Here is a 25,975-nt window from a genome sequence, read left to right on the forward strand (position 1 = left end):
AACGCCGGGTTACGCGCAGGTGAACGGCGCACGGCATCCCGCTCCGGGCTCAGGGCAGTTCGCTCGGCTCAGGTCTCGGCGGCGAGCGATGCGACGATCCGGTCGAGCCCCCATCGCCAGGCCGATTCGACGTCGCCGCCGAGTCCGAACAGCCCGCCGAGCTCCATCGTGATGAACCCGTTCGCCCAGGCCGTCACGAGGCGCGCCCCGTCCAGAGCGTGATCGGGGCCGGTCAGCGCCGCGACGGCGTCGAGGAGCGGGGCGACACTGCGCACCACCGCCGCCTGCTCCGGCCGGGGCGCGCCGTGTGCCGCGAACACGAGTCCGAAGCCGACGGGATGCTCGTGCGCGAACCTCCGCAGGGCGTCCGCCTGCTCCGCGAGACGACGGGTGGGATCGGCGTGTTCATCCAGCGCCTCGAGGCGGGCGGTGAGGTCGCCCAGGGTCGCCGCGACGACGAGCGCCAACAGCTCGCGCCGGTCGCGGACCCGCTTGTACAGCGACGGCGCACGCACGCCGACCCGTTCCGCGACGGCCTGCATGGTGAGGCCGTCCGGGCCGGCGCGCTCGACGAGCTCACGGCCCGCAGCGACGATCGCAGCGCGCGACGTCTTGTCCGGAGTCGGCATCTTGCATCTCCTCTCGATAGCTAACTATCATAGCCATCATGGAACTCGCACCCGGCCTCCACCGCATCGGCACTGACATCGTCGCGATCCATCTCGTCGTGACCGACGAGGGGATGACTCTCATCGACACCGGACTGCCCGGGCATTACGGCGACCTGAAGAAGGAACTCGCCACTCTGGGCCGCCCGCTCTCCGACATCAAGGGGATCGTCCTGACGCACGGGGACAGCGATCACACCGGCTTCGCCGAGCGGCTCCGTGCTGAGCTCGGCATCCCGGTCTATGTCGGTGCCGGCGACGCGGCGCGGGCGATGGGCGAGAAACCGCCGTCGCCGCCGAAGGACCCCCGCCGGCTGGGACCCATGCTCGGCTTCTTCGCGTACGCGATCAGCAAGGGCGGGGTGCGGATGCCTGCGGTGAAGGAGGTCGTGCCGGTCGACGACGGCGAGGTCCTCGCCTTGCCCGGCGCTCCCGTGATCATCGGGATGCCCGGCCACTCGCCCGGCAGCGTGGCGATCCACGTGCCCGCGGTGCGCGCAGTGTTCGTCGGCGACGAGCTCACGACGCGAAGCGTGCTGACCGGCGAGACAGGACCGCAGCCGGCGCCCTTCACCGACGATCAGGCCGCATCCTCCGCTTCGCTCGAGCGGCTGGCCGGACTCGACGTCGACTTCGTGGTCCCGGGTCACGGACCGGTGTGGACCCAGGGTGCGCCCGCACTCGTCGCCGCGTACCGCGAGGCCGAGAAGCGGCGCTAGGGGCCGATCCCTGCCCGCACCCGCGTCACGTGCTCGACTCCGCGCCTGGGCGCGAATTGTGCCTGTTGCAGTTTTGTGACGATCGACGCAGAATTGCAACATGACCGCCGATGACAACACGCGCGCGTTCGATCCCGACATCGTCACCGACTTCCGTGAGCGGATGTCGTACGGTTCGTACCTCGACCTCCCCACCCTGCTGAGCGCTCAGAAGCCCGTGAGCGTCCCCGAGCATCACGACGAGCTGCTGTTCATCATCCAGCACCAGACGACCGAGCTCTGGCTCAAGCTCGTGCTGCACGAACTGGAGTCGGCGCGCGACCTGCTCCGCGCCGACGAACTGGCCCCGGCACTCAAGCGGATCGCACGGGTCAAGCACATTCAGAAGACGCTGACCGAGCAGTGGTCGGTGCTCGCCACGCTCACACCGACCGAGTACGCCGAGTTCCGCGGCTTCCTCGGCAACTCGTCCGGCTTCCAGTCGTACCAGTACCGGGCCGTCGAGTTCGTGCTCGGCAACAAGAACCGCCGCATGCTGAGCGTGTTCGAGAGCGATCCGGTCGCCCAGGCGCTCCTCGCCCAGCTGCTCGAGGCGCCGAGCATCTACGACGAGTTCCTCCGTTACCTCGATCGGGCCGGCTTCGACATCCCGCCGAGCGTGCTCGACCGCGACGTGACCGAGGCGTACACGTTCCACCCCGAGCTCGTCCCCGTCTTCCGCGACATCTACGAGAACGCCGCCGACCACTGGGCCGAGTACGAGGCATGCGAGGAACTCGTCGACCTGGAGGACAACTTCCAGCTCTGGCGGTTCCGGCACCTCAAGACGGTGCAGCGCACGATCGGCATGAAGACGGGCACGGGCGGATCGACCGGCGTCTCGTTCTTGCAGAAGGCGCTCGAGCTCACGTTCTTCCCCGAGCTGTTCGCCGTGCGAACGGAGATCGGCGCGCCACGATGACGGACGCGACCGCCGACGGCCGCACCATCGGCGTCGACGCAGCGTGGGACGGCGACGGCTTCCGTGGCCGCACCGTCTTCACGATCAGCGGCGGCATGCTCCAGCTCGCCGAAGCGGATCCGGCCGACACTACCGACCCGGCCGGCCCTGCTCGGCGCGCCGATCACGAACTCGGCGGCGCTCTCATCCCGCACCTGACCGACCACCACACGCATCTCGGACTCACCGATCCCGCCGTGATGTTCGCCAACGGCATCACCGACGCCGTCGACCTCGGCTGGATCCCCGAGGTCGCCGCAGTGTGGCTCGACGCCGGTCCCGGGCATCCGGCCGTCGCGATCGCCGGGGCGCTGCTCACCGCTCCCGGCGGGTATCCGGTCAATGCCGGCTGGGGACCTCCCGGGTCGTCGGCCGAGCTGAGGAACGCGGATGATGCGGTGGCTGCGGTTCGTGAACAGGTCATGTGGGGAGCCTCGCGGATCAAGGTCACGCTCAACACCCAGTCGGGACCAACCGTGGACGACGCGACCCTCGCCGCGATTGTAGAGGAGGCTCACGCGCACGGCCTCCCGGTGACCGTCCATGCGCAGGGCGATGGGCAGACCGCTCGTGCGATCGCCGCCGGCGCCGACCAGCTGGCCCACACCCCGTTCACCGAGCGGGTCGACGACACGATCATCCGGCGATGCGTCGACGCCGGCGTGAGCTGGGTCTCGACCCTCGACATCCACGGCTGGGGACGGCCAACCACCGAACTCGCGACCGCGATCGAGAACCTGCGCCGTTTCGCCGACGCGGGCGGACGCATCCTGTACGGCACGGACCTCGGTAACGGTCCGCTTGCGACCGGAGTGAACGCGCGCGAGCTCGCCGATCTCGCCGCCGCCGGCCTCGACGGCACCGCTCTCGTACGCACCATCGCCGGGCCCGATCCGCTCACTCGCGCACCGTTCGGGCCCCGCTTCGCCTGGCTGCCCACCACCCCGCCCGCCGACGAGGCCGACCTGCCCGCCTGGCTGGCCACCGCCCGCGGCGCCACCGCCTCGACGATCACCACCATCCCCGGAGGAGACGCATGACCGACCGCACCGACCCCACCGACCTCGCCGACCTCACGGACCATCTGGCCGCCGCCCGCGCCGCCGACGCCTCCGACCCGCTCGCCGGCTACCGCACGCGTTTCGCCGGCATCGACGACGGCTCAAGCGACGTCGTCGCGTACCTCGACGGCAACTCCCTCGGCCGTCCGACCCGGGCGAGTATCGACCGCATCCAGCGCTTCCTCGTCGAGGGCTGGGGGAACCGGCTCATCCGGGGATGGGACGAGGAGTGGATGGAGCTGCCGTTCACGATCGGCGACGCGATCGCCGACACCGTGCTCGGCGCCGCACACGGCCAGACCTTCATCGGCGACTCGACGACCGTGCTCCTCTACAAGCTGGCACGCGCGGCCGTCGACGCCCGCCCGGGCCGCACCGAGATCGTCGTCGACACCGACAACTTCCCCACCGACCGCTACGTCCTCGACGGCATCGCGCGCGAGCGCGGCCTGACCCTGCGCTGGATCCAGGCCGACACCGAAGCCGGCGTCACGCCCGAGCAGGTCGCCGAGGTGGTGGGCCCGGAGACCGCGCTCGTCGTGCTGAGCCACGTCGCGTACCGCTCCGGTTTCCTCGCCGACGTGCCCGCGATCACGCGCATCGCCCACGACGCGGGCGCGCTCGTGCTCTGGGATCTCTGCCATTCCGTCGGCTCCGTCCCTCTCGAACTCGACGCGTGGGGCGTGGACGTCGCGGTCGGCTGCACCTACAAGTACCTCAACGGCGGGCCTGGCTCGCCCGCCTTCGGCTACGTGCGCGCTGACCTGCAGGGCGAGCTGACGCAGCCGATCCAGGGCTGGATGAGCGCCGCCGACGTGTTCCTGATGGGTCCCGAGTTCCAGCCGGCCACGGGCGCCCGCCGCTACCTCAGCGGCACCCCCGCGATCGTCGGGATGCTCGCGATGCAGGACACGGTCGCGATGATCGCCGAGTGCGGGATGGATGCCGTGCGCGCCAAGTCCATCGCGCTCACCGAGTTCGCCATCGCCCTCACCGACGACTGGCTGCGTCCCCTGGGCGTCACGGTCGCGAGCCCGCGGGATGCGGAGCGTCGCGGCGGCCACGTGACCGTGAACCATCCGGCGATGCGCGAGGTGACCGCGCTGTTGTGGGAGCGCGACGTCATCCCCGACTTCCGCGACCCGAACGGCCTGCGCATCGGTCTCTCACCGCTGAGCACGAGCTTCGAGGAGACGTATCTGGGCGTGGCCGCGATCCGCGACGCCCTCGGCGACCTCACGAATGAGTGAGCGACCGCACGAATGCGACCTCACGAATGAGTGAGGGCCGCGAAGACCTCGAGGCGCGCACCGGCAGCTCGACCGCGCTGCTGCGCACCGTCGTCGGGAGCGTTCTGCGTCCGCTCGGCGGCTGGATGACCGCATCCGGTGCCGTCGCCCTGCTCGACGCCCTCGACGTGCCGGCCAGCACGGCGCGCTCAAGCCTCACCCGGCTGTGCGCCCGCGGGGTGCTCGTGCGCGAGCCGCGCGGAGCGGTCGCCGGGTACGCGCTCGACCCGGCCGCGGTCCCGATGCTCGAGCGCGGCGACCGCCGGATCTTCGACACCCGGCCCTCCGGCGACGACGGCTGGTGCCTCCTCTCGTTCTCGATCCCGGAGCACCGCCGCGACCAGCGCCATCAGCTGCGCCGCCGGCTCGCCGCCCTGGGCTGCGGCACCGTGGCCGACGGACTCTGGATCGCCCCGCAACACCTCGAGTCTGAGATCGACCGGATGCTCACCGAGCTCGCTCTGCAGCAGGAGTGCGTGCTCTTCGCCGACGCCCGCGCACGCGGTCCGCTCGGCAGCGGTCTGGCGCTCTGGTACGACCTCGACCGCATCCGGGCCGCCCACGAGACGTTCCTGGAACGCTTCGCCTCGGCCGCGCATCCGGTCGACGATCCGGCCGCGTTCGCCCAGTGGATGCGCGTGCTCGACGAGTGGCGGGTGATCCCGTACCTCGACCCCGGGCTTCCGGCGGCCGCCCTCCCCGACGACTGGCCCGCCGCCGCCAGTGCCGCCCGCTTCGCCGAGCTGCGCGCCGCCCTGGAGCCGCGGGCGCTGGCCTACGCGAGGCGCGTCGCGCTCTGACCCCGCACGGCGTCGCCGCGGCAGCCGCATCGGCCCACTCACCGGACAACGGTCTGGAGCGCACGTGACTCCGATCGCAAGGGCAATCCAGCCACCCACGATGTAGTGGCTCTGCGCTCACCAATACGCTGACGCCATGAGCGCCCGGCCGACAATGAACGTCTACGTCGACGGCTTCAATCTGTACAACGGTCTCCTCAGGGGCAGCGACCACCGTTGGCTGGATCTCGTCGCCCTGTTCGACAATCTGTTTCCGTCTTTCGACGTCTGTCGTGTTCGATACTTCACTGCGAATCTGAAGGGAAAGGCCAGCCCCCATGATCCCGGGGTGGTCACTCGCCAGCAAACATACCTGCGAGCACTTGCCACGCTCGATCGACTCGAGATTCATCGCGGCCACTTCGAGGTTCGAGCCACGCGTTACCGACGCCGACATCGAGGCGACGACGAACCGGAGATGGTTGACGTGTGGCGCCCGGAGGAGAAGGGCTCCGATGTCAATCTCGCCCAGAGCCACTTGCCGAATCCGGTATCGGCTGGCCGCATACCCTTGTTCCGACCGGCGGAGTGGCTCCCGGACCTCGATAGAGCGCTCGTCCGGAAACGAAAATAGGGCCTCCGGAGAGGCCCTAGACCTGGCGACGATGCACCAAGCGGTGTATGTCGATTTTCGCATTTCGCTTGGTGACTGTCAACGCACAGCACCCCGACGGCGCGCCTCCAGCTCTCCGGTAGAATCAGTGCATCCCCGACCCCTGTGAAGGTGAGTGAACGTTGCCAACGATCGTTGTCGAAGTCATGCCGAAGGCCGAGCTGCTCGATCCCCAGGGGAAGGCCGTCGCCGGCGCCCTCGCCCGCACCGGTCACACCCAGTTCAGCGGAGTCCGTCTCGGCAAGCGCTTCGAGCTGACCGTCGACGGGCCGATCGACGACGCCGTTCGCGCGACCGTCGAGCAGATCGCCGCCGACATCCTCTCGAACTCCGTGATCGAAGACGTCGTCGGCATCCACTATCCCGCCGAGGTGCAGGCCTGATGCGCGTCGGCGTCGTCACCTTCCCCGGCTCGCTCGACGACCGCGACGCCCTCCGCGCCATCCGCCTCGCGGGCGCAGAAGCCGTCGCCCTCTGGCACGGCGAGCACGACCTCCAGGGTGTCGACGCCCTCGTCCTCCCCGGGGGCTTCAGCTATGGCGACTACCTGCGCGCCGGGGCCATCGCCAGCCTCTCCCCGATCATGACCGAGGTCATCGACGCGGCCGGCAAGGGCATGCCCGTGCTCGGCATCTGCAACGGATTCCAGATGCTCGCCGAGGCCCACCTCGTCTCGGGCGGTCTGATCCGCAACGACCACGGCAACTTCATCCGCCGCGACCAGGCGCTGCGCGTCGAGAACACCGACACCCCCTGGACCAGCGGCTTCGAGCAGGGCCAGGAGATCGTGATCCCGCTCAAGAACGGCGAGGGCGGCTTCATCGCCTCCGCCGACGAGCTCGCACGCCTCGAGGGCGAGGGCCTGGTGGCGTTCCGCTACGAGGGCGTCAACCCGAACGGCTCGCTCAACGACATCGCCGGTGTGCGCAACGATCGCGGCAACGTGGTGGGCCTCATGCCGCACCCCGAGCACGCGGTCGAACCGGGCTTCGGCCCCGACACCGCCGCCGCGATGCGCTCGGGCACCGACGGCCTCACGTTCTTCAGCTCGGTGCTGCAGGCGACGGTTCTCGCGGCGTAGCAGTCGGTGGCCGCGTTCGTCCAGCGACCGTCGGTTCAGAACTCCGGAACACCCGGCCCCACGGGCGCCATCCTTCGGAACCATGCGCCCTCGCGCGGCGTGTCGAAAGCAGGTTCCGGATGAACGACCAGGGTCGACCCGGATGAACAAGCAGCGCCGCCCAGACGAGCAACCAGCGCCGTCCCAGACGAACAAGCAGTGCCTCCCACCCGGAGAAGGTGCGCCAGCTTCGCCGGTAGAATGAAGACCTCCCCCGGCATCCGAAAACCCTTGGAGAGTGCCAGCGTGACCGAAGCCCCCACCACCTCGCCCGCGCACGTCGTCGACACCGTCGCCAACGCAGCGGCCACGCCCGAGCGGGAGCAGCCGTACGCGGCGCTCGGTCTCAAAGACGACGAGTACGCGAGCATCCGCGAGATCCTGGGCCGCCGCCCGACCAGCGGCGAGCTGGCGATGTACTCGGTGATGTGGTCGGAGCACTGCTCCTACAAGTCGTCGAAGATGTACCTGCGCCAGTTCGGCCAGAAGGTCACCCCAGCCATGAAGAAGAACCTCATGGTCGGCATGGGCGAGAACGCCGGCGTCGTGGACGTCGGCGAGGGCTGGGCGGTGACCTTCAAGGTCGAGTCGCACAACCACCCCTCCTACATCGAGCCGTTCCAGGGTGCTGCGACCGGCGTCGGCGGCATCGTGCGCGACATCATCTCGATGGGCGCCCGCCCCGTCGCCGTGATGGACCAGCTGCGCTTCGGCGCCATCGACAACCCCGACACCGCCCGCGTCGTGCACGGCGTCGTGTCCGGCATCTCGTTCTACGGCAACTGCCTCGGCCTGCCGAACATCGGCGGCGAGACCTACTTCGACCCGATCTACCAGGGCAACCCGCTGGTCAACGCCCTCTCGGTCGGCGTCCTCCGCCACGAAGACCTGCACCTCGCGAACGCCTCCGGCCTCGGCAACAAGGTCGTGCTGTTCGGTGCGCGCACCGGCGGCGACGGCATCGGCGGCGCGAGCATCCTGGCGTCCGACACGTTCTCGGCCGGCGGGCCCACGAAGCGTCCTGCCGTGCAGGTCGGCGACCCGTTCGCCGAGAAGGTGCTCATCGAGTGCTGCCTCGAGCTGTTCCGCGACAAGCTGGTCGAGGGCATCCAGGACCTCGGCGCCGCCGGCATCTCCTGCGCGACATCCGAGCTCGCCTCCAACGGCGACGGCGGCATGTTCATCGAGCTCGAGAAGGTGCTGCTGCGCGATCCCACTCTCACGGCCGAGGAGATCCTCATGTCGGAGAGCCAGGAGCGCATGATGGCGGTCGTGAAGCCCGAGCTTCTCGACGCCTTCCTCGCGGTGACCGCCAAGTGGGATGTCGAGACCAGCGTTCTCGGCGAGGTCACCGACACCGGACGCCTCGTCATCAACTGGCACGGTGAAGAGATCGTCAACGTCGAGCCGCGCACGGTCGCGGTCGACGGCCCCGTCTACGAGCGCCCCGTGGCCTACCCGGCCTGGATCGACGCGCTGCAGGCCGACAGCGCCTCCCGCCTGGCTCGCCCCACCTCGGGCGACGAGCTGCGCGAGCAGTTCCTCGCACTGCTCGGCAGCGCCAACCTGGCCGACAAGGGCTGGATCACCGACCAGTACGACTACTTCGTCGGCGGCAACACGGCCCTCGCGTTCCCGGATGACGCCGGCATGATCCGCGTCGACGAGGAGAGTGGCCTCGGCTTCGCCATCGCCACCGACGCCAACGGCCGCTACTGCCAGCTCGACCCCAAGCAGGGCGCCAAGCTCGCCCTGGCCGAGGCGTACCGCAACGTCGCCGCGTCTGGCGCCGTGCCGGCCGCGGTCACCGACTGCCTCAACTTCGGCAGCCCGGAGAACCCCGAGGTCATGTGGCAGTTCTCGCAGGCGGTCGAGGGACTCTCGGATGCCTGCCTCGAGCTCGAGATCCCGGTCACGGGCGGCAACGTCTCGTTCTACAACCAGACCGGTTCGACTCCGATCTTCCCGACCCCCGTCGTCGGTGTGCTGGGCGTCATCGACGATGTCGCGCGGCGCATCCCGAGCGGGTGGCAGGACGAGGGCGACAACATCTACCTGCTCGGCATCACACGCGAGGAGCTCGACGGCTCGGCCTGGGCCGGAACGGTCCACGGCCACCTCGGCGGGCGTCCCCCGGCGGTCGACCTCGACCGCGAGCGGGCACTCGGCGAGCTGCTGCGCGCCGCCTCGCTGGAGAGCCTCGTCGGCTCGGCCCACGACCTCTCCGACGGCGGCCTCGCGCAGGCCCTGGCCGAGAGCGTGATGCGCTTCGGCGTCGGCGCGCGCGTCTGGCTCACCGAGATCATGGACCGCGACGGAGTGGACGCGGCGACCGCCCTGTTCAGCGAGTCGACCGGGCGCGTGCTCGTGTCTGTGCCGCGCGAAGACGACGTCAAGTTCCGCGGGCTGTGCGAGGGACGCGACTTCCCCGTGCTGCGCATCGGCGTCACCGACGCCGAGGTGGGCACCCAGCCGGTGCTCGAGGTGCAGGACTTCTTCACGGTCGGCCTCGAGGAGCTGCGCGGGACGCACCGTTCGACGCTCCCCGAGCACTTCGGGCCGGTCGTCGCGTAGCGGCGGTTCCGCTCCCTATCGCTCGCGAGAGGCGGCATCCACCGCACTCGCCGGCACCGGCGCCGCCGCCGCGCGTCGCGTCAGCAGCCGCACCCGCTGCTGCGTGAGCAGGATGCCCAGCAGCACGACGACGGCGCCGACGGGCTCGTTCCAGCTGAGCGTCTCGTGCAGCACGAGGATGCCGAGCGCCACGCCGACCACGGGCGTCACGTACGTCACCCCTGAGGTCGCGGTCGGCCCCCAGGCGCGCAGCACGTTCATGTTCCAGATGTAGACCACGCCCGTGCCGAGAGCCCCCAGCGCCAGCAGGCTGAGCAGCACCGGCCAGCTGAACGTTATCGGGCCCACGGCGATGACGGGCGTGAGCACCAGCATGATGACGGCGGCGATGCCGATGTTCATCACGGCGGTCGACGTCGCCGAGATCTGACGGTGGCTGATGAACCGGCGGATGTACCCGAAGCTGAAGCCGTAGCAGGTGACCGCGCCGAGGCAGGCGAGCTGGCCCCACAGGCTGCCGGTGAGTGCCGCGACCTGCCAGGGACCGACGACCACCACGACACCGACGACGCCGATGAGCACGCCGAGCACCTGGTCGCGGTTGAGCTTCTCGACCCGGAACGCGAGCGTGACCAGGATGGCTGTGGTGATCGGCGTGACCGCGTTGTAGATGCTCGCGAGGCTCGACGAGACGTACTGCTCCGCCCACGCGAAGAGCAGGTACGGGATGACGTAGTAGGTGACCGCGACCACCGTGAAGTGCAGCCAGACGATCGGCTCGCGCGGGAGCCTGCTGCGCGTGATCAGGGCGATGATGCCGAGGGTGATCGCACCGAACACCAGACGGGCCCACACCACCTGCCCGGGGCCGACCCCTTCGAGGCCCACCTTCATGAACAGGAAGCTGGCTCCCCAGATGAGACCCATGGCGATGAACTGCAGTGCGACCTTCACGTATCGACGGTAGTGCCAGCCGCGGACATCCGCACGCGGGTTTCGGACGCCGTGTTCCGCGCAGGCGGTATCGTGGCTGAAGACGGCGAGGGGTTTCGGGGATGGTTCTGTTGTCGGTAGGGATCTGGGCGCTGGTCGTCATCTGCCTGGTGCTGGCACTCACCGGGCTCGTGCCGGTGATCGCGAACTTCATCGTGTTCGCCGTGATCCCGTTCCACGCCTTCATCAACCACTACGGCAAGGCCAAGCCCTACCTGCCCCGGGTGGCGATCGTCGTTCCCGCCTGGAACGAGGGCGCCGTGATCGGCGCGTCCATCGACCGCCTGATGAAGCTCGACTATCCGCTCGGGGCGCTCCGCATCTTCGTGGTCGACGACGCCAGCACCGATTCCACGCCCGACGTCGTCCGCGAGAAGGCGGAACGGTATCCGGGCAACGTCTTCCTGCTGCGCCGCGAGAAGGGCGGAGAGGGCAAGGCGCACACGCTCAACCACGGCATCCGCGAGATCCTCAAAGACGAGTGGATGGAGGCGCTCCTGATCATGGACGCCGACGTCATCTACCTGCCCACCTCCCTGCGCCGGATGACGCGCCACCTGGCGGACCCCGAGGTCGGCGCCGTCTCCGCGTACATCCGCGAGGGCAGCCAGGACCGCAACTACCTGACGAAGTTCATCGGCGTCGAGTACGTGCTGTCGCAGCCCGCGTCGCGTCGCGCCCAGAACGTGCTGGGCGCTCAGGCGTGCCTCGCCGGCGGAGCCCAGCTGCACACCCGCGAGAACCTCGTCGCGATCGGCGGTCAGATCGACACGTCGTCGCTGGCGGAGGACACGATCACGACGTTCGAGACACAGCTGCGCGGCCGGCGTGTGGTGTTCGAGCCGCACGCCGAGGTGCTGGCAGAAGAGCCGCGAGCGATCGACGGACTCTGGAAGCAGCGGCTGCGCTGGGCACGCGGCAACGCCACCGTGACCTCGCGCTACCGCAACGTGTGGTTCCGGCCGTCGCGCACGCACCACCTCGGCGGCGTCATGTTCGGGCTCGAGTGGTTCAGCCTCTGGCTGCTGCCGGTCATCATGGTCGTGTCATCCATCGGTCTGATCGGCCTGCTGTTCCTGCAGAGCGAGTTCGCGACGACCGTCTTCCGCATCCTGTGGATCTCGGCGGCGCTGGCGTACATCTTCGTGCTGATCCTCGGCTCGCTCACCGACACCCGCACCAGCAGACGGGCGATCGGTCATATCCTGCTGTTCCCGGGGATCATCAACATGCTCGTGATGCTCACAGCGCTGTTCCCGCCGCTCATGCTGGTGTGGCTGCCCGGGCTGTTCGGTGTGACCCTGAACGAGACGGCGCTCTTCGTGCTCACCCTGTGCATCTACATCTGGGTGCCGATCTCGATGGTGTTCGCGTGGCTCGCCCGCAAGGTCGAGGTGACGAGGGCGGGCCGCTGGCTGGCGCCCACCCTCGTCTACCTGGCCGGCTACGGGTCACTGCTGTGCGCGATCACGTTCGACTCCTACGTCAAGGAGCTCCGCGGTGCCGAGGCGCGGTGGGACAAGACCGAGAAGATCGGTCGCGTCGCCACCAACCAGACCTAGGCCGCGTTCGCGACGACCTCGAACCCGGCCGTCAGCAACACCGCGTCACGCGAGGAGGGACCGACGAGCAGTTCGAAGGCACCGGGCTCCACCCGGCGGGTTCCCGCGGCGTCCACGATCGAGAAGTCCTGCACGGGGAGCTCGAAGCGAGCCCGAGCCGTCTCACCCGGTTGCAGATCGACCTGACGGTAGGCCTTCAGCTCCTTGTCCGTCCAGCTGACGCTCGTCACCGTGTCCCGCACATAGACCTGGACGGTCTCGCGCGCGGGGCGTGCGCCGGTGTTGCTCACCGTGACCTCGGCCACGAGGTGCTCGTGAGCGCCCAGTTCGGTGTGCGCGAGGGTCAAATCGGCGTACTCCACGCTCGTGTACGACAGTCCCTCGCCGAACCCCCACGCAGGAGCCTGGGTGAGGTCGGCGTACCGGTCGCCGTGCTGTCCGCGGATCTGGTTGTAGTACGTCGGCTGCTGGCCGACGTGCCGGGCGAAGGAGATCGGCAGGCGGCCGGAGGGCTCGGTGCGACCGGCGACGATCTCAGCAATCGCCTGACCGCCCAGCATTCCCGGGTTCGCTGCCCAGATCACGGCGGCGGCGTTCGCGACCGACGGCGGCAGCACGAGCGGCTTCGAGGCGAGGAGCACCACGACGACGGGTTTGCCGGTCGCGATCATCGCGTCGAGCAGCGCGATCTGGCCGCCGATCAGTTCGAGTGTCGCGGTGGAGCGGCCCTCGCCGACGAGCTCGATCCGGTCGCCGACCACGGCGACCACCACGTCGGACGCCTCGGCAGCCGCGACGGCCTCGTCGATCAGCACGGGGTCCGGGTCGCACGGCACCACGACGGCGGGTCGCGGTTGCCCGTCGGGGAACGTCTTGCCGTGCGGGTCGTCTTCAAGCGTCAGGATGTCGGCGCCCCTGGCGTGCAGGACGCTCCAGCCGTCGATCGCCTGCAGACCGTCGAGCACGGTGGTGATCATCTCGCGCGGCTGGCCGTCGAGCCATCCGGCCTGGCCGGATCCGCCCGCCCAGTCGCCGAGCTGGGTCTGCGCGTCGTCGGCGAGCGGGCCGACGAGCGCGACACGGAGGGGCGCGGATGGGAGCGGCAGCGTCCCGTCGTTCTCCAGCAGCACGATCGAACGCCGCGCGATCTCGAGGTTCAGCTCGGCGTGCGCCGCGTTGCCGACCACGGCGTCGAGGTCGGCCGAGGGGAGGCGGGGATTCTCGAACAGTCCGAGGTCGAACTTCAGCGTCAGAATCCGGGCGACGGCGGCGTCGAAGGCGTCCTCGGCGAGCATCCCCTGTGCGACGGCCTCGAGCGCGCCCTCGTAGAACATCGGCGTGGTCATGACCATGTCGTTGCCGGCCTTCACCGCGGCAGCGGCAGCGTGCGCGTAGTCGGGCTGGATCTTCTGCTCCCAGACCATGCGGCCCACGTTGTCCCAGTCGGTGATCAGCGTCCCGGTGTATCCCCACTCCCCGCGCAGCACCTCGCTGAGCAGCCAGTCGTTGATCGTGATCGGCACGCCGTCGGTGCTCTGATAGCCGAGCATGAAGGTACGGCATCCTTCACGCGCCACCCGCTCGAACGGCGGCAGGAACCAGCTCCGCAGCTTGCGCCGTGAGATGTCGGCCTCGCTCGCGTCGCGGCCGCCCTGCGTCTCCGAGTACCCGGCGAAGTGCTTGGCCGTTGCGAGGATCGCCGTCGGATCGTCGAGCCCGTTCCCCTGGTAGCCACGCACCATGGCGCTCGCGAGCTCGCCGATGAGGAAGGGGTCCTCGCCGAAGGTCTCGCTGACGCGTCCCCAGCGGAGGTCCCTGGCGATGCACAGCACGGGTGAGAAGGTCCAGTGCACACCGGTCACGGCGACCTCTTCTGCGGTCGCGCGCGCGACCCGCGCGATCAGCTCCGCATCCCATGACGCGGCCATTCCGAGCTGGGTGGGGTAGATCGTGGCTCCCGGCCAGAACGAGTGCCCGTGGATGCAGTCCTCGCCGACGAGGAGGGGGATCCGCAGGCGGGTCTCGGCCGTGAGCCGATTCGCCTCCAGGATCCGCTCCGGGGAGGTGTGCAGGATGGAGCCGACGTGCCGACGCAGAACGTGGTCGCGCAGGTCGTCGCGCGCGTCGAGCTGCAGCATCTGCCCGACCTTCTCCTCCACGCTCATGCGTGCGAGGAGATCGGCGACACGTTCGGCTGTCGTCAGCGCCGGGTCCTGGTACGGAGGGGTTCCAGATGCCAGAACCGGGGAGGCTGATGGCAGGGTCGAGGTCATTCGGTCGTGCTCTCCACTGTTCTTCCGACCGGAGCGGCCGTGGGGGTATCGGTGCGCACCTGGGTGACGGCGGCGTTGAGGTTGATGCCCTTGCGCTTCATCGCACGGGCCCGCTCTCCGGCCGAGCGCAGTCGGGGGTTGACGTATTCGTCGATGCCGAAGTTGATCAGCGACAGCGCCACACCGAGCAGGGCGATGCACAGGCCGGCGGGAACGTACCACCACCAGTAATCCGGGAACGCGTTGTTCTGCTGCGCCCAGAACAGGATGGTCCCCCAGTTCAGGTTCGACACCGGGATGACGCCGATGAACGCGAGGGTCGTCAGACCCAGGACCGCGGCCGTCATGGTGCCGACGAAACTCGACGCGATGATCGCCAGGAGGTTCGGGAGCATCTCGACCAGGATGATGCGGTGCAACGGTTCACCGTTGGCGCGCGCGGCCTGGATGAAGTCGCGGTTGCGCAGCGACATGGTCTGCGCCCGCAGCACGCGCGCTCCCCACGCCCATCCGGTCAGACCGAGCACGGCGGCAATGAGCCACAGGGGCGGGTCCTCGAACTGCGAGGCGACGATGATCATCAGCGGCAGTCCGGGGATGACGAGGAACACGTTCGAGAAGGCCGACAGCGATTCGCTCTTCCAGCCACGCAGGTAGCCGGCGGTCACACCGATGATGATCGCGACCACCGTGGCCATGATCGTCGCGAGGAACCCGACGACGAGCACGCCGCGCGTTCCGTAGACGAGCTGGCTGAAGACGTCCTGGCCGATATGGGTCGTGCCCAGGAGATGCTCCCACGACGGCGGCTGAAGCGTCTCGTCGAGATTCTGCGCGTTCGGGTCGTACGGAGCGATCCAGGGCGCGAAGATCGCGACGAGCACGAACACGCCCATGATGATCAGCCCGGCTGCGGACTTGGGGTTGCTGAACATCGCGAGCGAGGCTCGCAGCTGCGACCAGAAGGTGTTCTTCGTGGGCCGTTGGCGGCCTGCGACGGCGAAGGCCAGGGTCTCGGGGGCGCCGACGCCTGCGGGCTGCGCGAGCGTCGTCTCCTGGGCGGGGGTTGTCATGGTCAAGCCTCCGTCTGACGGGTGCGGGGGTCGAGGATGGCGTAGGCGATGTCCGCGAGGATGTTCGCCACCAGCACAGCCAGGACCAGGACGAGGAAGATTCCCTGCATCAGCGCGTAGTCCTTCGCGCTGGTGGCGTTGAGCAGCAGCAGGCCGATGCCGGGGTAGGAGAAGACCATCTCCATCACGATCGTGCCGCTGACGATGAAGCCGATGGCGAGGGCGAAGCTCTGGATCTGCGGGAGCACCGCGTTGCGGGCGGCGTAACGCCAGAGCACGCGGCGATCCGGCATGCCCTTGGCCTGCGCGACGGTGATGTAGTCCTCGTCGAGCACGGTGAGCATCATGTTGCGCATGCCGAGCACCCAGCCGCCGACCGAGACGATCACGATGGTGATCATCGGGAGCGCGGCATGCGAGATCACCTGGGAGATGAAGTCCGCGTTCCATCCCGGTTCCACGCCCAGCTCGTAGGCGTGCCCGGCGGGGAACCAGCCGAGCGTCGTCGAGAAGACCGCGATCAGGATGAGCCCGACCCAGAAGTACGGGACGGTGCCGAGGAACGTCGTCACGGGGACGAACACGTCCAGCCGGCCGCCGCGCTTCCATCCGATCACCGCGCCCAGGCTGGTGCCGATCAGGAAGGAGATCACCGTCGCGAAGCCGACGAGCCCGAGGGTCCACGGCAGGGCCGAGGCGATCGCATCGCCCACCGGCGCCATGCCGGTGGAGATCGAGACACCGAGATTGCCGTGGAAGAGCATGTTCCAGTAGTCGAGGTACTGCTGCCAGAGGGGCACCGACGTGTCCAGGCCGAACATCAGCCGGAGCGCCTTCTCCGCATCCGGGGTCAGCTGGCCCTGGCTTCGTGCCATGTACGACGAGACTGCATCGCCCTTCATCATGCGCGGCAGGAAGAAGTTGATCGTGATCGCCGCCCACAGGGTGAACGCATAGAAGCCCACTCGTCCGCCGATGAATCGCCAGGGGACACGCTTGCCACGGCGCTCGGTCTTCGTGGCCATCGTCCCGACGAGGGTCGGGTCGATGGTCGTGGGAGCTTCGGCGCTCACAGTGCACCTCCTGAGGTCAGCGGGGCCATCGCACCGAAGTGCTTCTCGGGATCGGGGGACGCAGCGCGGAGCTCGCGGGTGTACGGGTCCTGCGGCCGGAGGATGACATCGTCCGCGGGTCCGTGCTCGACGATCCTGCCCTGATTGAGCACGATGATCTCGTCGCTGAAATGCCGCGCGGTCGCCAGGTCGTGGGTGATGTAGAGCACGCCGAGCCCTTCTTGGCTCTGCAACTCGGCGAGCAGGTTCAGCACTCCGAGACGGATCGACACGTCGAGCATCGACACGGGCTCGTCGGCGACCAGCAGCGCGGGGCGCGATGCCAGCGCACGCGCGATGGCCACGCGCTGACGCTGACCGCCGGAGAGCTCGTGCGGACGCCGGTCGATCACGGCATCCGCGTCCAGCTGCACCCGGTGCAGCAGACGCCGCACCTCGTCATCGACCTCCTTGCGCGGAACGACATCATCCAGACGCAAGGGGCGCTCGATGTGGTGGCGGATCGAGTGCGAGGGGTTCAGCGACGCGAACGGGTCCTGGAAGACCATCCGGAGCTGCTGGCGATACTTCCTCAGCCGCTTCCCGGACCGGGGGATCGGGGTGCCGTCGAGCAGCACCTCACCGCTGGTGGGGGTCTCGAGCTGCGTGAGGATCTTCGCGATGGTCGACTTGCCGCTGCCCGACTGGCCGACCAATCCGATGGTCTGTCGCGGGCCGAGGGTGAAGCTGACGTCGTCCAGGGCCTTGAGCTGCCCCGCACCGCGCACGTTGTAGATCTTGGTGACGTTCTTGAATTCGAGCGTGGTCATCGCACGACCACCCCTCTCTCGCCGGTGAGGCGTGGAAACGACCGGAGCAGCTTGCGCGTGTACTCGTGCTGCGGGTTCGTCCAGATCTGATCCGCGTCGGCCAGCTCGACGATCTCGCCTTCGCGCATGATCGCGATGCGGTCGCTGATCTCCAGCAGCAGGGGGAGGTCGTGGGTGATGAAGACGACGGAGAAGCCGAAGTCGTGGCGGAGCTGGGAGATCTGCTTCAGGATCTCGCGCTGCACGAGCACATCGAGGGCGGTCGTCGGCTCGTCCATGACCATCAGTTGCGGACGGAGCGCGAGGGCCATGGCGATCATGACCCGCTGGCGCATGCCGCCCGAGAGCTCGTGGGGGAAGGAACGCCGGCGCTGGGCGCCCACCTTCACGATCTCCAGGAGGTCGTTCACCTCGGCGCGACGCTGCGCACGGCTCATCTCCGGGCGATGCACCAGGAACACGTCTTCGAGCTGCGAGCCGATGGTGGCCACCGGGTTGAGAGCGTTCATCGCCCCCTGGAAGACCATGGAGACCTTGTCCCAGCGGAAGCGGCGCATCTCCTCCGCGTCGAGGGCGTTGATGTCGATGTCGTCGCCGCCTTCGTCGTGGAAGACGACGTTGCCGCTGCTGATGACGGCCGGCGGCTTGAGGAGGCGCTGCACTCCGTAGGCGAGTGTGGTCTTGCCGCATCCGCTCTCGCCGGCGAGACCGACGATTTCGCCGCGCTTGATGTCGATGGTGACGTTCTTGACCGCCTCGACGGGCGGATCCACGTCGTACACGACCGAGAAGTCGCGCACGGAAAGAAGGGAGTCTGTCATGGGGAAGTCGCTTTCACGCGGTCCGCGGACCGTCCGGGGCGGACGAGGGCCGAGAGCCCTCGCCCACCCCGGACGCGCAGGTTACTTACTTACCAGCCGGCTTCAGGTTCATGATGACCTGAACCGCCGAGGGCTGCGTCGGGTCAGCCGTCGCGTACTGGTTGCTCTCGCTGGGCCATCCCGTGAACTTGCGGGTGTCGTACTCGGCCAGCTGCGGGTGGGTACCGATCGGGATCGCCGGGACGTCCTCCACGAAGATCTTCTGCAGCTTGTTCAGCGCAGCGGTGCGGGAGTCGTCGTCGGAGGCCTGTGCGTACTCCTTGAGCAGGGCGGTCGCCTCGGGGTTCTTGTAGCGTCCGAAGTTGTCCGAGACCTTGCCGCCGGCAGCCTGATCGATGTAGCTGCTGTTCATGACGTCGTCGTAGATGTGCCACGGGTTCGAGCCGGAGCCGGTCCAGTGCAGAACGGCATCGAAGTTGCCGGAGGCGACGTTGGCGAACCAGGTGTCGGCGTCGGGCGTTGCGACCTTCGCGTCGGCGCCGAGCGTGGTCTTGATCTGCGTCGCGACCAGCTGGATGCCGGTGACGTAGTCGTTCCAGCCCTGCGGGTCCTGCAGGGTGAAGGAGACCGGCTTGCCGGACGGGTCGATGAGAGCGCCGCTCTTCCAGGTGTAGCCCGCGTCGGTCAGAACCTTCTTGGCGCCGTCGACGTCGATCTTGAAGGTCTGGTCCTTGTACTCGGGAGCGATGTACTGGTCACCGGTCGGCTGGGGGATGCCGGTCACGTTGGTCAGTTCCGGTCCGGCGTTGCTGCGCGCCTTCTCGGCGTGCGCCTTGCGGTCGATGACCATGTTGACGGCCTTGCGGAACGCGACGTCGTTGAACGGAGCCTTCGTCGTGTTGACCACGATCATGTCCGGGCTCAAAACGTTGGCACCCCAGAAGACGTTGTGCTTCGGGTCCTTGTCCACATAGTTCTTCTGGTAGTCGGTGATGAAGATCTGCGCCCAGTCGGTCTCGCCGCTCTGGAGAGCGCGGAGCAGGCCGGTGTTGTCGTTGTACTCGAGGTACTTCAGCTCGGCCACGGGAGCCTTGCCGCCCCAGTAGTCGCTGCGTGCCTTCAGCACGACGCCCTGCGACGAGAAGGTCTTGATCGTGTACGGACCGGTGCCGATCGCGTCCTTCACGGCGTCCTTGGTCGGGTCTGCGATGCCCTTCCACTGGTGCTCGGGAACGATGGCGACCTGCAGCACGTCACCCTGCTTGACGAACTTCGACTCGCTGAAGTTCAGCACGACGTTGTCGCCGTCCTTCTTGACCTCGGTCAGCTTGAGGCCGCCCAGGTCGAGAGCCGGGGTGTTCTTGATCAGGTTGTACGTGAACACGATGTCGTCCGCGGTGAAGGGCTTGCCGTCGTTCCACTTGACGTTCGCGCGCGGGGTGACCGTCAGCTGCGTGTAGTCGGAGTTCCACGTGACCTTCGAGGCGAGCCACGGGGTGGTCTCGTTCTTGCCGACCGGGTTCACGATCGCGAGGGGCTCGTAGATCATCCGGTCGTAGCCGAGCGACATGCCGGAGCCGGTGGTGATGAACGGGTTGTTGATCTGCGTCGCGAGGATGGCCGCGCCGTCCGGCTTGGCGACGGTGAGCGAGCCGGTGCTCGCAGCAGTCGTACCGGATGAACCGTTCGATGAGCAGCCGGTGAGCGCAAGTGCGCTGATGGCGGCGATCGCGGACACCGTGATTAACGTTTTCCTAAGCCTCATTGCTTCTCCTTCGTGGCGGACACATTCGTTGTGCCCTGTGGTGCGGGATGTGGCTGACGATAACTTGCTTACTGGTCAGAAAGCAAGTTGGATCGAGGTTACTGAGTGGTAAGCTCGCCCGCAAGCGGCACGAAATAGAGGACGGCACGCATGGTCACGACCGGGGACAGCACCACTCCTCGCCCGGAGACCCAGCGCAAGCGCAAGAAGATCCTCAGGGCGGCGATCGAGACGTTCGGCGCCAAGGGGTCGGCCAACGGCACGCTCACCGACATCGCCGATCAGGTCGGGATGACGCACGCCGGCGTGCTGCACCACTTCGGCTCCAAGCAGAATCTGCTCCTCGAAGTGCTCGAGTTCCGCGACCAGGACGACGTCGCGCACCTGGCCGACCGTCACATCCCGGGCGGTCCCGCGCTGTTCGCGCACCTCGTCGACACCGCGCTGCGCAACGCCCAGCGACCCGGCATCGTGCAGGTCTACACCGTGCTCTCCTCGGAGGCGGTGACCGAGGACCACCCCGCGAAGGCCTACTTCCACGATCGCTACAGCACGCTCCGCCTCGAGATCGACGCGGCGTTCCGCGAACTGTGCGCGCAGGAGAACGTGAGCGACCCCGACACGATCGACAAAGCAGCGGCGTCAATCCTCGCGGTCATGGACGGACTGCAGTTGCAGTGGCTGCTCGACCCGACGGCGATTGATCTGGCGAAGGCGAGCGAGTTCGCCATCGAGGCGATCGTGAACGGTGTCCTGCATCCACCGCCGGCGGTGTCGTCGTACGTGCACCCGACGCGATCCGAGCAGGACGAGCCGCCGCCCGCCGCCGAGCCAGAGACCGAGGCCGAGACCGAGCCGGAGGCGTGACGCGGACTAGTCGACGATGGTGATCTTCACCGGCATGTTGCCCCGGGTGGCGTTCGAGTACGGGCACACGTGGTGGGCGGCGTCGGCGAGTTGCTCCGCCTGCTCCCGGCCGAGACGCGGGGCGTAGACGTCGAGCTCGACCGCGAGCGCGAACCCGCCCTCTCCGTTCGGACCGATGCCGACGCTCGCCGACACCGCGGCATCCGAGGTGTCGACCTTCTCGCTACGACCCACGGCGTGCATCGCGCTCAGGAAGCACGCAGCGTAGCCCGCGGCGAACAGCTGCTCGGGGTTGGTGCCTGCACCGGATCCGCCGAGCTCAACGGGCGGGCGGGTGTCGAAGTCGATCAGATCGTCTTCGCTGCGGACGTGTCCGTCCCGTCCCCCACCAGTGGCGTGCGCGATTGCGGTGTAAGCGATGTCCATACACTCAGCCCATACCAGCGATCTGGGCGGCACCTGGGAGGGTGCGGGACCGGTCGGGTGTATGGGCCGGATGCCCGTGCGCGGCGCTCGGTCAGCGGCGGTCGCGTCGCGCTGTCAGCGCCGTTCGCCGACCCTGAACGCCTGGCCCGAGTACTCCTCGAGCAGCGTCCAGAGGCGCTCCCCGACCCGCGGGCTCCGGGTGGTCGGGGTGGCGTGCGTCACGACAGGCTCCCCCTTCGTCACGAAACGCGGCCCGTAGTACTGGCCGCCCACCGCATCCGGATCGATCGCCGCCCGCACTGCCGACCACGCCCCGTGGTCCTTCCCCTGCGTCCACGCCGCCTGCAGGTTGTCCGCGAAGCGCTTGGCCCGCGACGGCTGGTTCACCCCGCGGATGCCGGGGGTGCGCCCCGACGTCGAGTAGCCCGGATGCGCGACCAGGCTGGCCACCGCCGATCCGGATGCGCGGAGCCGCCGGTCGAGCTCGAAGCCGAACGCCTGCACGGCGATCTTGGACTGGGCGTACGCGGTCCACGAGTTGTACGAGGACTCGAGCTGCAGGTCGTCCAGCGGGAAGCGGGAGAGGAGCGTGGCGAGCGAGCCGAGCGAGACGACGCGCGCCCCGTTCGAGCGCTCGAGCAGGGGCAGGGTGAGTGCGGCGAGCTGGAAGTGCCCGATCACGTTGGTGGAGAGCACGAGCTCGTTGCCGTCGGCGTCCGTCGCGCGTTCGGCGGGCGGATGCACGATGCCGGCGTTGAGCATCAGCACGTCGAGACGGTCGCGCTCGAGGAGGGATGCTGCCGCTGCCGCGACCGAGCCCCGGTCGGACACGTCGATCGGGGTCGCCTCGACGCTCGCGCCGGGCACGCGCCGCCGGATCGCCGAGACGGCGGCCTCGGCGCGCTCCGGATTTCGGCAGCCCAGGATGACGTGGGCGCCGGCGCGCGCGAGCTGTTCGCTGGCGAAGAAGCCGATCCCCGCGTTGGCGCCCGTGACCATGACGGTCGTGCCGACGGCGTGCGGGAGAGCGTGCGGGTCCCAGCTCACTTGGTGCTCTCGGTGGCGATCCGCTCGTGGTGGTGGATGACCTCGGCGATGATGAAGTTCAGGAACTTCTCCGCGAAGGCCGGGTCGAGGTGGCTCTCTTCGGCCAGGGCGCGGAGCCGCTGGATCTGCTCGCGCTCGCGTTCGGGGTCGGCGGCCGGGAGGCCGTGCACGGCCTTCAGGGTGCCCACCTGCTGCGTGAACTTGAAGCGCTCGGCGAGCATGTGCACGAGCGCGGCGTCGATGTTGTCGATGCTCTGGCGGATGCTGTGGAGCTGCGCGATCGTCGCGGCCTCGTCTTCGTTCTGACCCATGCGTCGAGCCTATCCGGCGCCCTTGCGCGTTGCGGCGCGTTTCGCCGCTGGACGTGCGGGAGGCCCGGTGCGGTGTGGCCCGGCCCGGCCCGGCCGGGCCCGGTGCGGCTCGGTGAGTGGTCACCAACTGTCGCTCAGAGGTCGAATTCGCCGGTTCAGACGACAGTTGGTGACCACTCACCTGCAGCCGCCGACGAACAACCCATGGGCCGCACCGCTTCAGAGGCTCGGCGCCTGCTCCGCGAGCACCCGCGACAGCACCGGACGCGTCGCCAGCAGCCCGAGCCAGACCAGGAGGATGCCCGCCGCCAGGCAGGCCGCGATCATCACCAGCGTCGCCGGAGCGGTGAGCAGCGCCACGCCCGTCAGCGGGAAGACCACGATCGCTGCGGTGACGGCCGATCCGACGGTCGTGATGCGCAGCGGCGACAGCACGGCACGCGACCGGGCCGCGTTCATGGTCTGCTCGGGCATCCCGAGTCTGTCGAGGCTCACGTAGAGCGCACGGCGATCGAGCAGGGCCGAGGCCTGATTGACGCCGACGGAACACGCCACCATCAGGAACGACGCGACCACCGTGATGATCACGCCCGTGCGGATGTCCGCGTAGAGCAGCACGGTGTCGTGGTCGGCTCTGTCGCCCATCACCCCGAGCAGGGCGACGCCGACTCCGGCGAACACAGCCATGAAGCTCGTCATCGCGACGCCCGCGACCTGCCGCCAGGCGGCCTTCGGCGACTCCAGGATGCTGCGGGCCGCGAGCAGGCGCGTCACGGTCTTCGCCCGCTTGGCCTGGCCGGATGCCGCGAGTCGCAGCACCCACGGTCCCATCAGGTTGAGCACCGCGACCGTCCCTCCGAAGCCCACGGCGAGCACGAGGAGGACGATCCCGAACCCGGCGGCCAGTTGCAGCAGACTCATCGCCGCGAAGGTGACCGCGATCACCGCGATGCCGACGACGATGCGCACCCAGTGCATCCGGGGCGCGGTCTGGCGGGTGCGCACACCGAGCGGGGAGACGATGACGCCGCGCAGCCCCACGACCGCACTGACAGCGGCGAGCGCACCGATGGCGACGACAGCTCCCGCGATGACGATCGGGGGCAGCAGAACCGCGTCAGCGCCGAGGGGCTCGCCACGGAACGGGATGAGGCCGACCAGCGGCACGCACGCCAGATACACCACGACACCGGCGAGCGCGCCTGCCAGCGCGAGCACGGTCGACTCGATGACCGTGAGCGCGGTGACCATGCCGGGAGTCGCGCCGAGGAGCCGGAGGCTCGCGAGGCGGTCGTCGCGACGCCGGGCCGACAGCCGCGCGGCGGACCCGCCGAGGGCGACGAGCGGCACGATCAGCAGCGCGAGCGCGACGACGGCGAGCAGTTGGTACAGGAAGGCGGTCTCGCCGGTCCAGGAGAAGAAGGCGCGTCCTCCGCCCGAGACGATGAGCAGCAGCGCACTGACGACCGTGAACGCGATCAGCGGGAGCGCGACAGTGCTGCGGTCGGCGGCGCTGCGGCGGGTGAGGAGCCAGGCGATGCGGAGAGTGGTCACGCCGTCACCGCCTCGTCGACGATGCGGCCGTCGGCGAGCTGGAGCACGCGCGAGCAGCGGGCGGCGACGTCCTCGTCGTGCGTGACGACGATCAGCGACTTGCCGCGGCCGGTGGTGGAGGCGATGAGCGCATCCATCACCTCGGCGGAGGTGCGCGAGTCGAGCGCCCCGGTCGGCTCGTCGGCGAACACGACGGATGCTCCCGTCACCTGCGCCCGGGCGATCGCGACGCGCTGCGCCTGGCCGCCCGAGAGCTGCCCGAGGCGCCGGGCCTCGAAGCCGGCGAGACCCAGCGCGGCGAGCCAGGACGCCGCACTCTGCTCGGCGGCCTGTCGCGTGGCTCCGCCGAGCATCAGCGGCAGCGCCACGTTCTCGACGGCCGTCAGTTCGGGCAGCAGGAACCCCTGCTGGAAGACGAAGCCGAACGCCTCGCGCCGCAGCCGAGAGCGCTCCTTCTCGCCGAGGCCGGTGACGTCGACGACGCCGTGCGGTGTCGCGAGCGAGACGCGCCCCGCATCCGGCCGGATGATACCCGCGAGACAGTGCAGCAGGGTGGTCTTGCCCGAGCCGGAGGCGCCCATGATGGCGACGGACTCGCCGGCTGCGACGCGGAAGTCGACGCCCGCGAGCGCGGTGGCGGCACCGTACGACTTGAGCAGGCCGGTGGCGGCGAGGACGGCGGGCTGCGGCGCGGCGGCGGGCAGCGGCGCAACGGCGGCGGGCTGCGGCGCGACGGGCTGCGCGTCGCGGCCGGCGGGATGTCCCGCAGCAGCGGCGGCGAGCTGGGCGGAGGAGGACTGCGGAGAGGTCATCCCCCCATGCTTCCGGCGGGGCTACCGGCGCGCATCGGCCGTGCGCTCGATCCTGGCGGGCCGCGTCTCATCCCAGCGACGTAGTCCGCGGTACCACGGGGCGGTCGACGTCGAGTTGCGGCAGATGTCGGGTTGCGGCGGTGCCGGACCCGACATTCGACGCAAGTCGACGCGAGCCGACGGGGAGAGGCGGCGCGAGCACTGGCGGGATGTCGGGGGACGCTGCGATACTCGCGGTGATCGCACGATGGAAACGATTGGATGACACCATGACCGAGGTACCAACACCCGTCGATCCGCCCCAGCTCTACCGCAGCCCTGCGTTCGCGCAGGGGATGATCGTTCCCGCCGGCCCGACGCTGTTCGTCGGCGGCCAGAACGGCACCGACAGCGAGGGCGCCCTGCTCGACGGACTCCACGCGCAGACCGAGCAAGCGCTGCGCAACCTGCTCGCCGTGCTCGCCGAGGCGGGGGCCGGCCCCGAGCACGTCGCCAAACTGTCGATCTACCTCGCGACGGGGATCGATCCGACCGACGCCTACGCCGCCACAGGCGCCGTCTGGGGCGACCATCGCACGGCTGTCACCGTTCTCGCCGTCACTCCGGCGCGTCCGGGTGCGCTCGTCGAGATCGACGCCGTCGCCATGGCGCCCGCCGCGTCGTAGCTCCACCGACGTGGCCTCTGCGCGCCTGCCGCAGAGCAGTG

At 69.0% G+C, this 25,975-nt stretch carries 25 protein-coding genes; 12 read left to right on the forward strand and 13 right to left on the reverse strand.

Annotation, left to right across the window (positions count from 1 at the left end; genetic code table 11):
• Positions 1 to 68: 68 nt before the first annotated feature.
• Positions 69 to 629, reverse strand: a complete 561-nt coding sequence (locus tag PKE84_RS03435) for a TetR/AcrR family transcriptional regulator (RefSeq protein ID WP_271175811.1) — start codon at positions 627 to 629, stop codon at positions 69 to 71.
• Positions 630 to 667: 38 nt separating this feature from the next.
• Here PKE84_RS03435 and PKE84_RS03440 point away from each other — a divergent pair, with 38 nt between their 5' ends.
• The 9 genes from PKE84_RS03440 (at position 668) to purL (ending at position 9,883) form a co-directional block, all read left to right on the forward strand.
• Positions 668 to 1,387, forward strand: coding sequence for an MBL fold metallo-hydrolase (locus PKE84_RS03440; protein WP_271175812.1), 720 nt, complete (start codon positions 668 to 670; stop codon positions 1,385 to 1,387).
• A gap of 100 nt (positions 1,388 to 1,487) precedes the next feature.
• On the forward strand, positions 1,488 to 2,348 hold the full coding sequence (gene kynA / locus PKE84_RS03445; protein ID WP_271175813.1) for a tryptophan 2,3-dioxygenase: 861 nt from the start codon (positions 1,488 to 1,490) through the stop codon (positions 2,346 to 2,348).
• Complete coding sequence (locus PKE84_RS03450; protein WP_271175814.1) at positions 2,345 to 3,427, forward strand: amidohydrolase family protein; 1,083 nt, start codon at positions 2,345 to 2,347, stop codon at positions 3,425 to 3,427. The genes kynA and PKE84_RS03450 overlap by 4 nt, the downstream gene beginning before the upstream one ends.
• On the forward strand, positions 3,424 to 4,698 hold the full coding sequence (locus PKE84_RS03455) for a kynureninase (RefSeq protein WP_271175815.1): 1,275 nt from the start codon (positions 3,424 to 3,426) through the stop codon (positions 4,696 to 4,698). The genes PKE84_RS03450 and PKE84_RS03455 overlap by 4 nt, the downstream gene beginning before the upstream one ends.
• 26 nt (positions 4,699 to 4,724) lie before the next feature.
• A complete protein-coding gene (locus PKE84_RS03460) occupies positions 4,725 to 5,537 on the forward strand; it encodes a PaaX family transcriptional regulator (RefSeq protein WP_271175816.1) in 813 nt (270 codons plus the stop codon).
• Positions 5,538 to 5,673: 136 nt separating this feature from the next.
• Positions 5,674 to 6,150, forward strand: a complete 477-nt coding sequence (locus tag PKE84_RS03465) for a PIN domain-containing protein (protein ID WP_271175817.1) — start codon at positions 5,674 to 5,676, stop codon at positions 6,148 to 6,150.
• A 161-nt stretch (positions 6,151 to 6,311) separates the two neighbouring features.
• Positions 6,312 to 6,572: a phosphoribosylformylglycinamidine synthase subunit PurS gene (gene purS / locus PKE84_RS03470; RefSeq protein WP_271175818.1), complete on the forward strand. Its 261-nt coding sequence runs from the start codon at positions 6,312 to 6,314 to the stop codon at positions 6,570 to 6,572.
• Positions 6,572 to 7,270 (forward strand): phosphoribosylformylglycinamidine synthase subunit PurQ, encoded by a 699-nt coding sequence (gene purQ, locus PKE84_RS03475; protein ID WP_271175819.1) that lies wholly within the window; start codon positions 6,572 to 6,574, stop codon positions 7,268 to 7,270. Before purS ends, purQ begins: the two co-directional genes overlap by 1 nt.
• Before the next feature lie 285 nt (positions 7,271 to 7,555).
• Positions 7,556 to 9,883, forward strand: a complete 2,328-nt coding sequence (purL, locus tag PKE84_RS03480; protein WP_507762989.1) for a phosphoribosylformylglycinamidine synthase subunit PurL — start codon at positions 7,556 to 7,558, stop codon at positions 9,881 to 9,883.
• 15 nt (positions 9,884 to 9,898) lie between these two features.
• On the opposite strand, the gene PKE84_RS03485 is transcribed toward purL, so the two are convergent.
• Positions 9,899 to 10,837, reverse strand: a complete 939-nt coding sequence (locus PKE84_RS03485; protein WP_271175821.1) for a DMT family transporter — start codon at positions 10,835 to 10,837, stop codon at positions 9,899 to 9,901.
• 110 nt (positions 10,838 to 10,947) lie between these two features.
• Here PKE84_RS03485 and PKE84_RS03490 point away from each other — a divergent pair, with 110 nt between their 5' ends.
• Positions 10,948 to 12,438: a glycosyltransferase family 2 protein gene (locus PKE84_RS03490; RefSeq protein WP_373877109.1), complete on the forward strand. Its 1,491-nt coding sequence runs from the start codon at positions 10,948 to 10,950 to the stop codon at positions 12,436 to 12,438.
• Here PKE84_RS03490 and PKE84_RS03495 read toward each other — a convergent pair.
• The 6 genes from PKE84_RS03495 to PKE84_RS03520 form a co-directional block, all read right to left on the reverse strand.
• Positions 12,435 to 14,711 carry an exo-beta-d-1,3/1,6-glucosidase gene (locus PKE84_RS03495; RefSeq protein WP_444979818.1) on the reverse strand — a complete coding sequence of 759 codons (2,277 nt, stop codon included), beginning with the start codon at positions 14,709 to 14,711 and terminating at the stop codon, positions 12,435 to 12,437. The two genes, PKE84_RS03490 and PKE84_RS03495, sit on opposite strands and share 4 nt — an antisense overlap.
• The gene (locus tag PKE84_RS03500) at positions 14,708 to 15,784 is read right to left on the reverse strand and encodes an ABC transporter permease (RefSeq protein WP_373877110.1); all 1,077 of its coding nucleotides are present in this window, start codon (positions 15,782 to 15,784) and stop codon (positions 14,708 to 14,710) included. Before PKE84_RS03500 ends, PKE84_RS03495 begins: the two co-directional genes overlap by 4 nt.
• A 2-nt stretch (positions 15,785 to 15,786) precedes the next feature.
• Positions 15,787 to 16,809 carry an ABC transporter permease gene (locus tag PKE84_RS03505; RefSeq protein ID WP_271175865.1) on the reverse strand — a complete coding sequence of 341 codons (1,023 nt, stop codon included), beginning with the start codon at positions 16,807 to 16,809 and terminating at the stop codon, positions 15,787 to 15,789.
• 44 nt (positions 16,810 to 16,853) lie between these two features.
• Entirely contained in the window at positions 16,854 to 17,666 is an 813-nt protein-coding gene (locus PKE84_RS03510) for an ABC transporter ATP-binding protein (RefSeq protein WP_271175824.1), read from the reverse strand.
• Positions 17,663 to 18,487, reverse strand: coding sequence for an ABC transporter ATP-binding protein (locus PKE84_RS03515; protein ID WP_271175825.1), 825 nt, complete (start codon positions 18,485 to 18,487; stop codon positions 17,663 to 17,665). Before PKE84_RS03515 ends, PKE84_RS03510 begins: the two co-directional genes overlap by 4 nt.
• 85 nt (positions 18,488 to 18,572) lie before the next feature.
• On the reverse strand, positions 18,573 to 20,252 hold the full coding sequence (locus tag PKE84_RS03520; protein ID WP_271175826.1) for an ABC transporter substrate-binding protein: 1,680 nt from the start codon (positions 20,250 to 20,252) through the stop codon (positions 18,573 to 18,575).
• A gap of 150 nt (positions 20,253 to 20,402) precedes the next feature.
• Here PKE84_RS03520 and PKE84_RS03525 point away from each other — a divergent pair, with 150 nt between their 5' ends.
• A complete protein-coding gene (locus tag PKE84_RS03525; protein ID WP_271175827.1) occupies positions 20,403 to 21,119 on the forward strand; it encodes a TetR/AcrR family transcriptional regulator in 717 nt (238 codons plus the stop codon).
• A 6-nt stretch (positions 21,120 to 21,125) separates the two neighbouring features.
• Here the strand turns inward: PKE84_RS03525 and PKE84_RS03530 are convergent, their stop codons facing one another.
• The 5 genes from PKE84_RS03530 to PKE84_RS03550 all read right to left on the reverse strand — a co-directional run bounded on the left by PKE84_RS03530 (position 21,126) and on the right by PKE84_RS03550 (position 25,269).
• Positions 21,126 to 21,545 (reverse strand): organic hydroperoxide resistance protein, encoded by a 420-nt coding sequence (locus PKE84_RS03530; RefSeq protein WP_271175828.1) that lies wholly within the window; start codon positions 21,543 to 21,545, stop codon positions 21,126 to 21,128.
• A 114-nt stretch (positions 21,546 to 21,659) separates the two neighbouring features.
• The gene (locus tag PKE84_RS03535) at positions 21,660 to 22,592 is read right to left on the reverse strand and encodes an SDR family NAD(P)-dependent oxidoreductase (RefSeq protein WP_271175829.1); all 933 of its coding nucleotides are present in this window, start codon (positions 22,590 to 22,592) and stop codon (positions 21,660 to 21,662) included.
• Positions 22,589 to 22,903, reverse strand: coding sequence for a chorismate mutase (locus PKE84_RS03540; protein WP_271175830.1), 315 nt, complete (start codon positions 22,901 to 22,903; stop codon positions 22,589 to 22,591). The genes PKE84_RS03535 and PKE84_RS03540 overlap by 4 nt, the downstream gene beginning before the upstream one ends.
• A 219-nt stretch (positions 22,904 to 23,122) precedes the next feature.
• On the reverse strand, positions 23,123 to 24,457 hold the full coding sequence (locus PKE84_RS03545) for an ABC transporter permease family protein (RefSeq protein WP_271175831.1): 1,335 nt from the start codon (positions 24,455 to 24,457) through the stop codon (positions 23,123 to 23,125).
• On the reverse strand, positions 24,454 to 25,269 hold the full coding sequence (locus PKE84_RS03550; RefSeq protein ID WP_271175832.1) for an ABC transporter ATP-binding protein: 816 nt from the start codon (positions 25,267 to 25,269) through the stop codon (positions 24,454 to 24,456). Before PKE84_RS03550 ends, PKE84_RS03545 begins: the two co-directional genes overlap by 4 nt.
• A 269-nt stretch (positions 25,270 to 25,538) precedes the next feature.
• On the opposite strand from PKE84_RS03550, the gene PKE84_RS03555 reads away from it, so the two are divergent.
• Positions 25,539 to 25,934 carry a RidA family protein gene (locus PKE84_RS03555; RefSeq protein WP_271175833.1) on the forward strand — a complete coding sequence of 132 codons (396 nt, stop codon included), beginning with the start codon at positions 25,539 to 25,541 and terminating at the stop codon, positions 25,932 to 25,934.
• The last annotated feature ends 41 nt before the right edge of the window (positions 25,935 to 25,975 follow it).

The organism is Leifsonia poae (assembly GCF_027921845.1).
Classification (GTDB): Bacteria; Actinomycetota; Actinomycetes; order Actinomycetales; family Microbacteriaceae; genus Leifsonia; species Leifsonia poae.

What these genes read in the sequence shown, in the direction of transcription:
- PKE84_RS03465 (WP_271175817.1), top strand. Translation starts at nt 5,674, where the DNA reads ATGAGCGCCCGGCCGACAATGAACGTCTACGTCGACGGCTTCAATCTG.
- PKE84_RS03500 (WP_373877110.1), bottom strand. Translation starts at nt 15,784, where the DNA reads ATGACAACCCCCGCCCAGGAGACGACGCTCGCGCAGCCCGCAGGCGTC.
- PKE84_RS03510 (WP_271175824.1), bottom strand. Translation starts at nt 17,666, where the DNA reads ATGACCACGCTCGAATTCAAGAACGTCACCAAGATCTACAACGTGCGC.
- PKE84_RS03525 (WP_271175827.1), top strand. Translation starts at nt 20,403, where the DNA reads ATGGTCACGACCGGGGACAGCACCACTCCTCGCCCGGAGACCCAGCGC.
- kynA (WP_271175813.1), top strand. Translation starts at nt 1,488, where the DNA reads ATGACCGCCGATGACAACACGCGCGCGTTCGATCCCGACATCGTCACC.
- PKE84_RS03455 (WP_271175815.1), top strand. Translation starts at nt 3,424, where the DNA reads ATGACCGACCGCACCGACCCCACCGACCTCGCCGACCTCACGGACCAT.
- PKE84_RS03550 (WP_271175832.1), bottom strand. Translation starts at nt 25,269, where the DNA reads ATGACCTCTCCGCAGTCCTCCTCCGCCCAGCTCGCCGCCGCTGCTGCG.
- PKE84_RS03520 (WP_271175826.1), bottom strand. Translation starts at nt 20,252, where the DNA reads ATGAGGCTTAGGAAAACGTTAATCACGGTGTCCGCGATCGCCGCCATC.
- PKE84_RS03435 (WP_271175811.1), bottom strand. Translation starts at nt 629, where the DNA reads ATGCCGACTCCGGACAAGACGTCGCGCGCTGCGATCGTCGCTGCGGGC.
- PKE84_RS03460 (WP_271175816.1), top strand. Translation starts at nt 4,725, where the DNA reads ATGAGTGAGGGCCGCGAAGACCTCGAGGCGCGCACCGGCAGCTCGACC.
- PKE84_RS03505 (WP_271175865.1), bottom strand. Translation starts at nt 16,809, where the DNA reads ATGGCCACGAAGACCGAGCGCCGTGGCAAGCGTGTCCCCTGGCGATTC.
- PKE84_RS03540 (WP_271175830.1), bottom strand. Translation starts at nt 22,903, where the DNA reads ATGGGTCAGAACGAAGACGAGGCCGCGACGATCGCGCAGCTCCACAGC.
- PKE84_RS03450 (WP_271175814.1), top strand. Translation starts at nt 2,345, where the DNA reads ATGACGGACGCGACCGCCGACGGCCGCACCATCGGCGTCGACGCAGCG.
- PKE84_RS03440 (WP_271175812.1), top strand. Translation starts at nt 668, where the DNA reads ATGGAACTCGCACCCGGCCTCCACCGCATCGGCACTGACATCGTCGCG.
- purQ (WP_271175819.1), top strand. Translation starts at nt 6,572, where the DNA reads ATGCGCGTCGGCGTCGTCACCTTCCCCGGCTCGCTCGACGACCGCGAC.
- PKE84_RS03555 (WP_271175833.1), top strand. Translation starts at nt 25,539, where the DNA reads ATGACCGAGGTACCAACACCCGTCGATCCGCCCCAGCTCTACCGCAGC.
- PKE84_RS03515 (WP_271175825.1), bottom strand. Translation starts at nt 18,487, where the DNA reads ATGACAGACTCCCTTCTTTCCGTGCGCGACTTCTCGGTCGTGTACGAC.
- PKE84_RS03495 (WP_444979818.1), bottom strand. Translation starts at nt 14,711, where the DNA reads ATGACCTCGACCCTGCCATCAGCCTCCCCGGTTCTGGCATCTGGAACC.
- PKE84_RS03530 (WP_271175828.1), bottom strand. Translation starts at nt 21,545, where the DNA reads ATGGACATCGCTTACACCGCAATCGCGCACGCCACTGGTGGGGGACGG.